The sequence below is a fragment of the Streptomyces malaysiensis subsp. samsunensis genome, from assembly GCF_024519315.1.
GTDB lineage: Bacteria > Actinomycetota > Actinomycetes > Streptomycetales > Streptomycetaceae > Streptomyces > Streptomyces malaysiensis.
Genome location: NZ_JANIIC010000019.1, coordinates 97517 through 111033 on the forward strand (window position 1 = coordinate 97517; position 13517 = coordinate 111033).

Here is a 13517-nt window from a genome sequence, read left to right on the forward strand (position 1 = left end):
ACGCACCGCATGGCGAGGGCCCGCCCCCGGAAATGGCGGGCCCTCGTGGTGAATGGCTGTCGAGCCTGGCGCTGCCGACTCTCGGGACCGGCGCCGCCGACCTCGGGGCTAGCGCTGCCCGGCGGCCGCGGCCGGTACGAAGCGCCGCAGCTCCGCCGCGAGCTCCTCGTGCACCCGCGCCTTGAGCAGCGTGCCCTCGGGGGTGTGCTCCTCGGAGAGCACCTCACCCTCGGTGTGGGTGCGCGCGACGAGCTTGCCGTGGGTGTACGGCAGCAGCACCTCGATCTCGACCTGGGGCCGGGGCAGCTCCTCGTCGATCACCGCGAGCAGCTCGTCGATGCCCTGCCCGCTGCGGGCCGACACCGCCAAGGCGCGCCGCTCCATCCGCAGCAGCCGCTGCACGACCAGCGGATCGGCCAGATCCGCCTTGTTGATCACAACGATCTCGGGCACATCGACCGCGCCCACATCGCGGATCACCTCGCGCACGGCGGCCAGCTGCTCCTCCGGCACCGGATGCGATCCGTCCACCACATGGACGATCAGATCGGCGTCGCCGACCTCCTCCATCGTGGAGCGGAACGCCTCCACCAGGTGGTGCGGCAGATGCCGGACGAACCCGACGGTGTCCGCCAGTGTGTAGAGCCGCCCGCTGGGCGTCTCGGCCCGGCGCACGGTCGGGTCGAGGGTGGCGAACAGCGCGTTCTCCACCAGGACACCCGCACCGGTGAGCCGGTTGAGCAGCGAGGACTTGCCCGCGTTGGTGTAACCGGCGATGGCCACCGAGGGGACCTTGTGACGCCGGCGCTCCTGCCGCTTGATGTCGCGGCCGGTCTTCATCTCGGCGATCTCGCGGCGCATCTTCGCCATCTTCTCGCGGATGCGGCGCCGATCCGTCTCGATCTTGGTCTCACCGGGACCACGCGTGGCCATACCGCCGCCCGAGGATCCGGAGCCACCACCACCCATCTGGCGAGACAGCGACTGACCCCAGCCTCGCAGCCGCGGCAGCATGTACTGCATCTGGGCGAGCGAGACCTGCGCCTTGCCCTCTCGGGACTTGGCGTGCTGGGCGAAGATGTCGAGGATCAGGGCGGTGCGGTCGACCACCTTGACCTTGACGACGTCCTCGAGGTGGATCAGCTGTCCGGGGCTCAGCTCACCGTCGCAGACCACGGTGTCGGCACCGGATTCGACCACGATGTCACGCAGTTCCTCGGCCTTGCCGGAGCCGATGTAGGTGGCCGGGTCCGGCTTGCCGCGCCGCTGGATCACACCGTCGAGCACCAGGGCCCCGGCGGTCTCGGCGAGCGCGGCGAGCTCCGCCAGGGAGTTCTCCGCGTCCCGGACCGTGCCGGAGGTCCATACGCCGACCAGCACCACGCGCTCCAGGCGCAGCTGGCGGTACTCGACCTCGGTGACGTCCTCGAGCTCGGTGGACAGGCCCACCACGCGCCGCAGCGCGGCACGCTCGGAGCGGTCGTACTGGTCGCCGTCACGCTCCTCGTCGATCTCGTGGCTCCAGGCGACGTCCTCTTCCATCAGGGCGTCGGCCCGAAGGCTCTCGGCGGCTCGCTGCCGGTCCTGCGGAAGGGAAGAGGAGTGGGTCAAAGGAATCCTTACGTCGTGGAATACCGTCACTGTCGACAACGCTCGGCGGGCCCCCGGGATTCCCCGCCGGGCCGGCCGCGACGCCGACCCCTTGATGGTCGCACGCGGCGGCCGGACCGTCACCCGGGTTTCACGGCCCATGGCACGGCGTAACGCACCGCGTGCCGGCCCGCCCGCGCGCCGGGCAGCGCGGCGCCCTTGGTGCTCTCCTTCGCCGTCGACCTCCAGTCGGGGTGTCCCGGCATCGGCGGCGTCCTGCTGCCGTACAGCCACGGATGGAGGAATCCGCTCAGGTCGCGCCCCGCCACCTCGGAGGCCAGCCGGATGAAGTCGGCGGTCGAGGCCACACCGTCGCGGTGGCGGAGCACCCAGCGCCGTTCCAGCCGGTCGAAGGCGGCCGGGCCGATCCGCTGCCGCAGCGCGTACAGCACCAGCGCGCTGCCGTCGTAGACCACCGGGCGGAAGATGCCGATCGGCTGGCCGGGGTCGGCCGGCTTGGGGGCCGCGGGTGGCCCCGCCTCGGCCCGCCAGGCGTCGGACTGCCCGTACGCCTTGCGCATCCGCCCCGTCAGGCTCGCCTTACCGCGCTCATCGGCGTACAGCGCCTCGTACCAGGTGGCGTGGCCCTCGTTGAGCCACAGATCGGACCAGCGGCGCGGGCTGACGCTGTCGCCGAACCACTGGTGCGCCAGCTCATGCACCATGATCGACTCGATGTACCAGCGAGGCAGCTGACCGCTGGTGAACAGGTCGCGCTCGAAGAGCGAGAGCGTCTGTGTCTCCAGCTCGAAGCCGGTGGTGGCGTGGGCGATCAGCACACCGTAGTTCTCGAAGGGGTAGCGCCCGGCCTTCCGCTCCATCCAGGCCAGCTGTCCTGGAGTGCGCGCGAGCCACTTCTCCAGCCGTGCGCGGTCCGCCACGGGGACGACATCGCGCACCGGCAGCCCATGGGGCCCGGTGCGGCGCGGTACGGCGGAGCGGCCGATGGAGATCTGCGTCAGCTCGGTGGCCATGGGGTGGACGAGACGGTACGTCCAGGTGGTCCGCGATCCCTTGCGGACGCGCGGTCCGGGCAGACCGCCCGCGACGACCGTAAGGCTCTTCGGGGCGGTGATCCGGAAGGTGAAGCGGGCCTTGTCGGCGGGGTGGTCATTGCACGGGAAGACGCGGTGGGCGGCGTTGGCCTGGTTGGCCATGGCCAGGCCGTCGCCAGTGCGGACCCAGCCGCCGTTCGTACCGCCCTGGGGATCGCTGGTGTGGCGGACGGTGACCCGGAACGCGGCGCCCTTGTGGATCGGGGCGGACGGGGTGATCACCAGGTCCTCTCCGGCCGTCGCGAACCGGGCCCGCGCTCCGTCGACTCTTACGGAGCGCACGACGCCCTGGGCGAAGTCGAGGTTCACGGTGCGCAGGGGGGCGGTGGCGCGGGCGTCGATGGTGGTCACGGCGTCGAGCGGCCGGTCCTGACGGCGGTAGTCGAACGCGAGGTCATACGCCGTGACGTCGTACCCGGGGTTGCCGAGCTGCGGGAAGAGGGGGTCACCGATGCCCAGGGGCGTGGGATGCGCGGGGGATACCGGCCCCGCGGCCGAGGAGGGGCCGACCGCGAGGAAGACCGCGGCCATGGCGGCGGCCACCAGCGCGGTCCTGCGGCGCCCGGTGCGCGGTGGCCAGGGGCGGCGCCCCGAAGAAAGCGTCATGCCCTACGGCTACCAGCGCCCCGGCACCCGCGCAGTCGCTCCCGGCCTTGATCCACCCGAAGGAGTTCAGAGGCGGCCCGACGGCGCTCAGGAGTGCGCCGCGGCCACGCTGCGGCCCTCGCGCGTCACGTCGTAGACCCCGGGGACGTTGCGCATGGCCCGCATCAGGATCGGCAGCTTGCCCGCGTCGGGCAGCTGGAGCGTGTAGGTGTGCCGGACCCGCTGCTCACGGGGCGGTTCGACGGCGGCCGCCACCACCTCCGCACCCTCCGCGGCGATGGCCTCGGTGAGATCGGCCAGCAGATGCGGTCTGCTGAACGCCTCCGCGAAGAGGGTCACGCGATAGTCGCCGCCCCCGTCCCCGTCGTCCTGGTCCGCCCAGCGCACCCCGACGGCCGTACGCCCGGCCGCGGTCATCCGTGCCACCCCGGGGCACCGCACACGGTGCACGGTGACGGCCCCGCCGCGGACCGCGAAGCCGGTGACCGCGTCCGGCGGCACGGGGGTGCAGCAACGGGCGAGCCTTACGGTCGCTCCGGGCAGGTCGACGGCGATGCCCGCCTCGGGGCGGCCCGCACCGGCCGCGGGGACGGCGGCCTCGCCCTGCGGGGCCTGGGAGCCCTGCGCGCCCTGCCCGGTGAGCTCGGCGGCGGACTCCGCCTCCGTCTCCCGGGCCGCCTCCCGGGACTCGTGCTGCGGCGCCGGATGGGCGGCCAGCCAGCGGTTGATGGCGATACGGGCGGCCGGGGTGCGGGCGTGGTCGAGCCACTCCGGCGAGGGGCCGTGGGAGGCGGCGTCCCTGCTGTCGCTCGCCATCAGCAGCTGGAGGGTGTCGCCGTCGCGCAGCACCGTGCTCAGCGTCGCGATCCGGCCGTTGACCCGGGCGCCGATACAGGAGTGCGCGTCGTCGCCGTACAGGGAGTACGCGGCGTCCACACAGCTCGCGCCCGCGGGCAGGCCGAGCGTCCCGCCGTCGGAGCGGAAGACCGTGATCTCCCGGTCCTGGGCGAGGTCGTCGCGGAGCGAGGTCCAGAAGATGTCGGGGTCGGGGGTGGCGCTCTGCCAGTCGAGCAGCCGGGACAGCCAGCCGGGGCGGGTGGGGTCCGCCCGCTCGCCCTCGGGGGCGTCGGCGCCCTCCGTCGGGGCGTACGGATTGCCGAGGGCGATCACTCCGGCCTCCGCGACCCGGTGCATCTGGTGGGTGCGGATGAGGACTTCGGTGACCTCGCCGTCGCGCCCGGCCACGGCCGTGTGCAGCGACTGGTAGAGGTTGAACTTGGGGACCGCGATGAAGTCCTTGAACTCCGAGATCACCGGAGTGAAGCAGGTGTGCAGTTCGCCGAGGACCGCGTAACAGTCGGCGTCGTCGGAGACCAGGACGAGCAGTCGGCCGAGGTCGGTGCCGGTCAGCTCGCCGCGCTTGATCCCGGCCCGGTGGACGGAGACGAAGTGCCGCGGCCGGACCAGGACTTCGGCGGTGATGCCCGCCTCGTGGAGCACGCCCCGTACGTCCCCGGCGGCGCGGGCCAGCGGGTCGGGGCGCCCGGCGTGGGCCTGGAGGAGCTCGCGGGTCCGCGCGTACTCCTCGGGGTGGAGGATGGCGAAGACCAGGTCCTCCAGCTCGGTCTTGAGCGCCTGCACCCCGAGCCGCTCGGCGAGCGGGATCAGCACATCACGGGTGACCTTGGCGATGCGGGCCTGTTTCTCGGGGCGCATCACGCCGAGGGTGCGCATGTTGTGCAGCCGGTCGGCGAGTTTGATCGACATCACCCGGACATCGTTGCCAGTGGCGACGAGCATCTTGCGGAAGGTCTCGGGCTCGGCCGCCGCGCCGTAGTCGACCTTCTCCAACTTGGTGACGCCGTCGACGAGATAGCGGACCTCCTCGCCGAACTGCTCCCCCACCTGATCGAGAGTCACATCGGTGTCCTCGACGGTGTCGTGGAGCAGCGAGGCCGTCAGGGTCGTGGTCTCGGCGCCCAGTTCGGCGAGGATCAGCGTGACGGCCAGCGGATGGGTGATGTACGGCTCACCGCTCTTGCGCATCTGGCCGCGATGGGAGGACTCGGCCAGTACATACGCCTTGCGGAGCACATCCAGCTCGGCTCCGGGGTGGTGCACGCGATGGACCTTGGCCACATGCTCGATCGCGTCCGGCAGCCGGCCGCGCGAGGCCGGACCGAGCAGGGCCGCCCGGCTGAACCTGCGGAGATTGCGCAGGTCGATGCGGGGGAGGCCGCGCCTGCGACCGAACGGGGCCTGGTCGGTGGCCTCTGCGCTCATGGGCACCTCCGGCGGCGTCGAGCGTCAACCGGCGTGGGCACTCCCCCGGGCCGGTGCTTGATGCTATCGAGCCCATCACGCACGGCCGACCGGCTCTCGCCCAGAGTGAAACGGATCACCCATTCGAGGGAAGTGTCAGCCGAGGTCCGTGCCCAGCCAAGAGGGGTCCAGCTCCCCCTCGGCCACGATCACGGCAGGGCCGGTCATCTCCACCGTACCGTCCGGCCGTTCGCTGATGACAAGCCGCCCTCCCGGAACGTCCACGGTGTAGGTGACGGGGTGGCCGGTGACCGCCGGATCGGCCCCGTCACGGCGCGCCGCGGCCACCATCACGGCGCAGGCGCCGGTGCCGCAGGAGCGGGTCTCGCCGGAGCCGCGCTCGTGCACGCGCATCGCGACATGGCGCGGGCCGCGGTCGACGACGAACTCGACATTGGTGCCCTGTGGGTACGCGGAGGCTGGGCGCACGGCGGGGGCCGTGAAGAGATCACCGGCCTGGGCGAGGTCGTCGACGAAGGCGACCGCGTGCGGATTGCCCATGTTCACGTTGCGCGCGGGCCAGCAGCGCTCACCGACCGTGACCGTGATCTCCCCTTCGGGGCCGGGCTCGGGCAGTGCGGCCTCGCCCATCACCACGGTGATCGGGCCGTCGGACCCAGCCGTGGCCTCACCCGGCCGCGCGGCGTCACCGGCGTCCTTGGCGATGTGGACCCGGCGCACCCCGGCCCGGGTGGCGACCGCGAGATCGCCCGCCTCGACGAGCCCGGCCCGCTGGAGGTAGCGGGCGAAGACACGGACTCCGTTGCCGCACATCTCGGCGACGCTGCCGTCGCTGTTGCGGTAGTCCATGAACCACTTGGCCTGGTCGGCCATGCCCCGCGCCTCGGGATGCGCCGAGGACCGTACGACGCGGATCAGCCCGTCACCGCCGATACCGGCGCGGCGGTCACAGATCCGGGCGACGGCGGCCGCGGACAGCTCCAGGCCGCCGTCCAGGTCGGGGACGATGACGAAGTCGTTCTCGGTGCCGTGCCCCTTGACGAAGGACAGCCGTGGTGCGGTGCTCATCCCTCGATCCTACGGGGCACCGCGAGCGCCGTCCCCCGGTGCCCGGCGGGCGCCGCCCAGGCGGCCCTGAGCCCGTGACGAGCCCGCACCGGCGAGGTGCCGTGCCCGGCGCCGGGGCCCGGGAGGAGCCGCCGGAGGGGCCCTAGCGGAGGCGGGCCACGCGCCAGAAGGTGAGGGCGACCAGCAGCGCGACGATCAGCACATAGAGCACTACGAAGCGCCAGTCCGGGCGGCGCCCGGAGCCTCTGGGGGGAAGGCCCGGCCAGGTGTAGCCCACCCGGCGGGCGGCCATCAGGCCCCAGCCCGCCGCACAGCCGCTCAGCAGCAGGCCGAGCATGGCCACGACCGCCCCTCCGTCGCCGAACTCGAAGGCGAGCGGGAAGGCGAACATCAGCGAGCCGAGGATGGCCAGGGCGACGATCGGCGCGATCTGCCAGATCCGCAGCCGGCGCGGCGGGCGCAGCTCCCGGAAGGACTCCCCGGAGACCGATCCCGCGCCGTCCGGGTCCTCGGAGCCGTCCTCGAGGACCGCGCCGGGTTCATGGAAGGCTCCGGCCTCATCGTCGGGGCCGTCCGGGGTCAGCGACCGCGCGTCTCCGTGCGGCGATTGCTGCGATGCGTCGCGAGGGCCGGCCTCCATCGCCACACGCCCTCCCAACTCCAGACACCACGGCACGATCGGAGCTTGATGATGGCATGCCCGCCGGGGCCCCAATGACGAGCGGAGCGTCCCGATGCCATCACGTGATCAGGCTGTGACCGCCCGTTCAACCAACGCGAGCGCGCTCGCCAGGAGTTCCCCCCTGCGGTCGGCGGCTCCGCTGAGCCAGTGGACCCTGGGATCGCGGCGGAACCAGGAGTCCTGACGGCGTGCGAACCGCTTGGTGGCGCGCACCGTTTCGACCTTCGCGTCCTCCTCGGCGCACTCCCCCGCGAGCGCGGCGAGCACTTGCTGATAGCCGAGCGCGCGGGAGGCGGTACGGCCGGAGCGCAGCCCGGCGGCCTCCAGCCGGCGGACCTCCTCGACCAGCCCGGCGTCCCACATCCGGTCGACCCGAAGGGCGATCCGCTCGTCCAGCTCGGGCCGCTCGACGTCGACGCCGATCTGGAGCGTGTCGTAGACCGCCTCATGCCCCGGCAGATTGGCCGTGAAACGGCGGCCTGTGATCTCGATGACCTCCAGCGCCCGGACCACCCTGCGGCCGTTGCTGGGCAGGATCGCGCGCGCCGCCTCGGGGTCGGCGGCGGCGAGCCGGGCGTGCAGGACCCCGGAACCCCGCTCCTCCAGCTCGGCCTCGAGCCGGGCCCGGACGGCGGGGTCGGTGCCCGGGAACTCGAGTGCGTCGATGGCCCCGCGGATGTAGAGACCGGAGCCGCCGACCAGGACGGGGGTGCGGCCCTCGTCGAGCAGACGGTCCATCTCGGCGCGGGCCAGCCGCTGATACTCGGCGACGCTCGCGGTCTGGGTGACGTCCCAGATGTCCAGCAGCCGGTGCGGCACCCCCTGCCGCTCGTCCTCCGTCAGCTTGGCGGTGCCGATGTCCATGCCCCGGTAGAGCTGCATGGAGTCGGCGTTGACGACCTCGCCGCCGAGATGTCTGGCGAGCGCGACGCCCAGGTCGGACTTTCCGGCCGCGGTGGGGCCGACGACGGCGATGACTCGCAGCGGGTGGCCTGCAATATTCACCGGGCCAGTCTCGCAAATGCCAGGGGCTCTCCTCGAATGAGCGACGTGACGGGGCACCGCCGGGTTCGTTGCCTGTTGCGAGGTTCCCAGGGCCGGTTCGGGGACTCGGTGCCCACGCGCGGCGCAAGGGGGCACCCCGAACGGCACGGGATTTCGCCCGCACGAGTAAGGTATGGAGTAGATATGGGCGTGTTTTCCAGGTTTCGACGTTCTTCCAGGTCTCACCGTGTGTCGAAGAGGACGATCCGATCGTCCGAGAGGGCACCGGAGGAGACTCCGTCCGTACAGGACGCCCAGGCCGCGGCCGACGCCGCAACGGCGGAGACCGAGTCCGGGACCGCTGACGGGGATGAGGCCGCGCGGAGCGGGAAGGAGAGTCCGGCGGGTGAAGGCGCCGGAATCCCCAGGCAGCAGTCCGCGGCCGAGGCGGCCGACAGCGAGACCGGTGAGAGCGCCCGCACATAGGCAACCGACGAGGGTAGGTGGCACATGGGCCTGATGGACAATCTCAAGGCCAAGGCCGGTCAGATGAAGGGCAAGGCCGGCGGCTTCGCGCAGCAGCACGAGGCCAGGATCGGACGGGGCCTGGAGAAGGCGGCCAAGTCGGTCGACACCAGGACCAAGGGCAAGTACAGCGCCAAGATCGAGACTGGCACGGGCAAGGCGAAGGACGCCCTCAACCGCCTCTCGCACATGGACGAGCCCAAGCCCAAGCGCAAGGGCGACGCATAAGGCCGGCCAGGCCAAGAAGGCACGCAAGAAGGCACATCGGACGGGGGCGGACACGTCGGGGGCGGGTGGTGCCGGTCCCGGACCGGCCGACCCCGCCGGTACGCGGCCGTGGAGCGCACGCTCCACGGCCGCGAGCGGCCTACGACAACCAGCTCGCCACGAAATACCCCACGCCGTACGGCGCTTCGTCATACCGCAACTCCCCCTTCAGGCGCGCCCCCTCGCCCGCCCCCGCGAGCACCTGCATCGGCGCGCGTCCTGCCGCCTTGAGCTCGTACGCCAACTCCTCGTCGAGCGCGGCCAGCGCCCCGGTGTCGGCGGCCGCCAGCGCCCGCGCCATCTCGGCGTCGAACGGGGCCGCCCGCTCGTCGAGATAGCCCGGCGCCTTCAGCGTGCGGCATGCGGTGCCGTCGCCCATCACCAGCAGCGCGACCCGCTCCGCCCGCCCGGCGAGCTCCCTTCCGACTTCAATACACCGCTCGGCCGCGAGAGGTTCCCCCACACCCAGCCCCTCGACGGGCACCGCCGGGTCCCACCCCGCGTGCTCCAGCAGCCAGGCGCCGACCGCAAGCGAGGTCGGCAGGGTGGGCGGCGACGGCGGCAGCTCGGGCGAGGGTCCCCGCCCCGCGGCATCGCCGCCGCCGGACGTCCCCTCCGCCGTCGGCGCCGCAAGCCGCACATCCAGCTCCACCCCGAAGCCGCGGAACGATCCTGCCGCGCCCTGCGCATGTTTCCCGCGCCCGGCGCGATCGGCGGGCCCCACCACGATCAGGCAGTCCGGACGCGCCGCCGCGAGGGCGCGGACGGCCTCGGAACACGCCGCGCGCAGCCCGTCCAGCTCGGGAGCGGCTCCCGCGGCGACCTCGGGCACCAGCAGCGGCGGACACGAGCAGACGGCGGCGGCGATCAGCATGATCGTGAGCCTAGCCGCGCGTTCAGTCGCAGCCGCAGCCCGCGGCGGGCGTAGCCGGCAGCGGCGGCGGGGCACCTACCGTCGGCAGGCCCAGCAGCACGCCCGCGGGCTGCTTCTCCCCGGGCGCGTTCCGCCGCTCCCAGGCGTCTCCGGCACGGGTGCGCCGCACGCCCCGGGCCGGGCCCTCGGCCAGCAGATGGTGCGGGGCGGCGTAGGTGATGCCGACGGTGACGACATCACCGGGGCGCACCGGCTCCTCGGGCCGGGCGAAGTGCACCAGGCGGTTGTCGGGGGCCCGGCCGGACAGCCGCCGCGTGGCGTCGTCCTTACGGCCCTCGCCCTCGGCGACCAGCACCTCCAGCGTCCGGCCGACCTGCTTCTTGTTCTCCTCCCAGGAGATCTCCTCCTGGAGGGCGACCAGCCGCTCGTAGCGCTCCTGGACGACCTTCTTGGGCACCTGGCCGTCCATCTCGGCGGCGGGTGTCCCGGGCCGCTTGGAGTACTGGAAGGTGAACGCCTGCGTGAAGCGCGCCTCGCGCACCACGTGCAGCGTCTGCTCGAAGTCCTCCTCCGTCTCCCCGGGGAAGCCGACGATGATGTCGGTCGAGATGGCGGCGTCCGGCATCGCGGCGCGCACCTTCTCGATGATGCCCAGGTAGCGCTCCTGCCGGTACGAGCGGCGCATCGCCTTGAGCACGGTGTCCGAGCCGGACTGAAGCGGCATGTGCAGCTGCGGCATCACGTTCTCCGTCTCGGCCATGGCGGAGATGACGTCGTCGGTGAAGTCGCGCGGATGCGGTGAGGTGAACCGGACCCGCTCCAGGCCCTCGACCTTCCCGCAGGCGCGCAGCAGCTTGCTGAACGCCTCGCGGTCGCCGATGTCGGAGCCGTAGGCGTTCACGTTCTGGCCGAGCAGGGTGATCTCGGTGACACCCTCGGCGACCAGGGCCTCCACCTCGGCGAGGATGTCGCCGGGTCGGCGGTCCTTCTCCTTGCCGCGCAGCGCCGGGACGATGCAGAAGGTGCATGTGTTGTTGCAGCCCACGGAGATGGAGACCCACGCGGCGTACGCGGACTCGCGCCGCGTCGGAAGGGTGGAGGGGAAGGCTTCCAGGGACTCGGCGATCTCGACCTGGGCTTCCTCCTGGACGCGGGCGCGCTCCAGCAGCACCGGCAGGCTGCCGATGTTGTGGGTGCCGAAGACCACATCGACCCACGGGGCCTTGTTGACGATGGTGTCGCGGTCCTTCTGGGCCAGACAGCCGCCGACGGCGATCTGCATACCCGGCCGCCGCGCCTTGATCGGTGCGAGCCGGCCGAGGTTGCCGTACAGCCGGTTGTCGGCGTTCTCCCGCACCGCGCAGGTGTTGAAGACGACGATGTCGGCCTCGCCCTCATCGGTGCCCTCGGGCGCGCGGACGTAGCCCGCCTCTTCCAGGAGGCCCGAGAGCCGCTCGGAGTCATGGACATTCATCTGGCACCCGTAGGTGCGGATCTCGTAGCTCTTGGGTGCTTGAACGTCCACTGCCGGGCTCCGGTCGCTGCTGATGGTCACCCGACAAGGGTAGGCGCTCACGGAAAGCCTCCCTGCCCGACGGTGGGCCGGGCGGCCATGGGCACAATGGGTTCCATGACACGGAACAGCTCCCAGGGCAACATGCTCGACAAGGCGGTGGCCATCCTTGGCTGCTTCCGGCCCGACGGCGGCGCGTTCCGTCTCACAGAACTGTCGGCGCGTACGGGGCTGGCCAAGACCACCGTGTTCCGGCTCTGCGCCGATCTGGTCCGGCTCGGCCTGCTCGAACGTGACGCCGAGACCTACCGGCTCGGCGGTGCCCTGTTCGAACTGGGCTCGCTCGTGCCGCGCCGGCGCGATCTGCGGGAGGCCGCGCTGCCGTTCCTCCAGGACCTCTTCGAGGCCACGCACGAAACCGTGCACCTCGGGATGCGCGAGGGCCACGAGGTGGTCTACGTCGAGCGCATCCACGGCCACGACGCCCTGCGGCTGCCCTCCCGCATCGGCGGCCGACTGCCCCTGACCTGCACCGGCGTCGGCAAGGCGCTCCTGGCGTTCTCGGGCTCCGAGCTGGTCGAGGAGGTCCTGGCCGCGCCTCTGCCCCGTCTCACCGCCCACTCGATCACCGATCCGGACCGGCTGCGCACGGCCGTCGAACAGGCTCAGGTCGCGGGGCTGGCCTACGAGGAGGAAGAGGCGGCTCCGGGGGTCAGCTGCATCGCGGCCCCCGTCTTCGACGGACCGACGGCGGTGGCGGCGCTGTCGGTGGCCGTGCCGCGCGGCCGCTTCCGGCCGGCACAGCTGGCGCCGGCGGTCCGGACCGCGGCCCTGGGCCTGTCGAGGGCCCTGCGCTCCGGCACCTGATCGAGCGGCGCCCACCGGACGGGATCCCGGGCTCTCCTCGCCTCCCGTGGGCCTCGCCCCTCCCCTCCCGGAAGCGGGGCTGGCAGGATCCTCGCCATGGCCGTCACCCTTCCGCGCCTGGACCGGCGCCGTGCCCTCCAGTCCGCCGCCGCGGGCCTCGTCGCCCTCGGGCTGCTGCTGTGGTGGCTGCTGGCGACGGGCGGCGGCCCCGCGCCCAGCGGCCGGGTGACGTTCGCGACAGGGGTCTCCACCGGGGTCTACGACACCTACGGCCGGATGCTCGAGCAGGACCTCGCCCGGGATCTCCCCGATGTCGATGTGCGGCTGGAACAGTCCAGGGGGTCCCCGGAGAACGTCGAACGGCTGGCCCGGGGCAGGGCCACCTTCGCCATCGCCGCCACCGACGCCGTCGCCGCCTACCAGGGCGAGGGAGCGGATCAGCTGCGGGCCTGCGCCCGGCTCTACGACGACTACATGCAGCTGGTCGTGCCCAGGGGCTCGTCCGTGCGATCGGCCCGCGATCTGAAGCATCTGAGGGTGGGGGTGGGCGACGACGGCTCGGGCGTGCAGCTGATCACCCGGGCGCTGATCAAGGCCGCCGGGCTCGATTTCGAGCGGGACATCCGGGCGAAGCGGGTCGGCATCGACACCATGCCGAGGCTGCTGCGCCAGGGCAAGCTGGACGCCTTCTTCTGGTCGGGTGGGCTGCCGACCTCCGCGGTGCGCACCCTGGCCCGCGCCTACCCGATCCGGCTCGTCCAGCTCGGCGACCTCACCGGCCCGCTGCACCGGCAGGGCGGGGTGACGCGCTACTACCGGGCGGCCACCGTGCCCGCCGACGCGTACGAGGAGATACGCAGGCCGGAGCCGGTCAAGACGATCGCCGTACCGAACCTCCTGGTCACCACGGACCGGGTGGACCCCGATCTGGCGGAGGGCGTCACCCGCACGGTGATAGAGAACCGGGACCGCATCGGGGCGACGGTGCACGCCGCCCAGAAGGTGGACCTGCGCACCGCCGTCTTCACCGATCCGCTCGCCCTCCACCAGGGCGCGGCGCGCTACTACCGCTCGGTCAAGCCGTAGCCCGGCAACGCCGCCGTCTCGATCCAGCCGACCGGCGGAACCCGCGTCCGGCAGGGA

11 protein-coding genes are annotated in these 13517 nt (G+C 72.4%); 3 read left to right on the plus strand and 8 right to left on the minus strand.

The window, feature by feature from the left end:
* Nucleotides 1-108 precede the first annotated feature (108 nt).
* From hflX to miaA, 6 genes are all read right to left on the minus strand, one after another.
* Nucleotides 109-1611, minus strand: coding sequence for a GTPase HflX (hflX, locus tag NQU54_RS18175; RefSeq protein WP_069867876.1), 1503 nt, complete (start codon nt 1609-1611; stop codon nt 109-111).
* A gap of 119 nt (nt 1612-1730) precedes the next feature.
* Nucleotides 1731-3311 (minus strand): M1 family metallopeptidase, encoded by a 1581-nt coding sequence (locus tag NQU54_RS18180; RefSeq protein ID WP_257631974.1) that lies wholly within the window; start codon nt 3309-3311, stop codon nt 1731-1733.
* An 87-nt stretch (nt 3312-3398) separates the two neighbouring features.
* The gene (locus NQU54_RS18185; protein ID WP_257631975.1) at nt 3399-5594 is read right to left on the minus strand and encodes a RelA/SpoT family protein; all 2196 of its coding nucleotides are present in this window, start codon (nt 5592-5594) and stop codon (nt 3399-3401) included.
* Nucleotides 5595-5729: 135 nt separating this feature from the next.
* Nucleotides 5730-6662 carry a diaminopimelate epimerase gene (gene dapF, locus NQU54_RS18190; RefSeq protein WP_257631976.1) on the minus strand — a complete coding sequence of 311 codons (933 nt, stop codon included), beginning with the start codon at nt 6660-6662 and terminating at the stop codon, nt 5730-5732.
* A 142-nt stretch (nt 6663-6804) separates the two neighbouring features.
* Nucleotides 6805-7302: a hypothetical protein gene (locus tag NQU54_RS18195; protein WP_173963201.1), complete on the minus strand. Its 498-nt coding sequence runs from the start codon at nt 7300-7302 to the stop codon at nt 6805-6807.
* A 108-nt stretch (nt 7303-7410) separates the two neighbouring features.
* The gene (gene miaA / locus NQU54_RS18200) at nt 7411-8349 is read right to left on the minus strand and encodes a tRNA (adenosine(37)-N6)-dimethylallyltransferase MiaA (protein ID WP_257631977.1); all 939 of its coding nucleotides are present in this window, start codon (nt 8347-8349) and stop codon (nt 7411-7413) included.
* 489 nt (nt 8350-8838) lie between these two features.
* Between miaA and NQU54_RS18205 the strand changes: the two genes are divergently transcribed.
* Nucleotides 8839-9081 carry an antitoxin gene (locus NQU54_RS18205; protein WP_069867881.1) on the plus strand — a complete coding sequence of 81 codons (243 nt, stop codon included), beginning with the start codon at nt 8839-8841 and terminating at the stop codon, nt 9079-9081.
* A 139-nt stretch (nt 9082-9220) separates the two neighbouring features.
* On the opposite strand, the gene NQU54_RS18210 is transcribed toward NQU54_RS18205, so the two are convergent.
* The gene (locus NQU54_RS18210) at nt 9221-9994 is read right to left on the minus strand and encodes a class III extradiol dioxygenase subunit B-like domain-containing protein (protein ID WP_257631978.1); all 774 of its coding nucleotides are present in this window, start codon (nt 9992-9994) and stop codon (nt 9221-9223) included.
* Nucleotides 9995-10016: 22 nt separating this feature from the next.
* Nucleotides 10017-11549, minus strand: a complete 1533-nt coding sequence (gene miaB, locus NQU54_RS18215; protein WP_257631979.1) for a tRNA (N6-isopentenyl adenosine(37)-C2)-methylthiotransferase MiaB — start codon at nt 11547-11549, stop codon at nt 10017-10019.
* A gap of 102 nt (nt 11550-11651) precedes the next feature.
* Here miaB and NQU54_RS18220 point away from each other — a divergent pair, with 102 nt between their 5' ends.
* Both NQU54_RS18220 and NQU54_RS18225 read left to right on the plus strand, forming a co-directional pair.
* A complete protein-coding gene (locus NQU54_RS18220) occupies nt 11652-12374 on the plus strand; it encodes an IclR family transcriptional regulator (protein ID WP_257631997.1) in 723 nt (240 codons plus the stop codon).
* A 96-nt stretch (nt 12375-12470) separates the two neighbouring features.
* Nucleotides 12471-13460, plus strand: coding sequence for a TAXI family TRAP transporter solute-binding subunit (locus NQU54_RS18225; RefSeq protein ID WP_206333450.1), 990 nt, complete (start codon nt 12471-12473; stop codon nt 13458-13460).
* Nucleotides 13461-13517 lie beyond the last annotated feature (57 nt).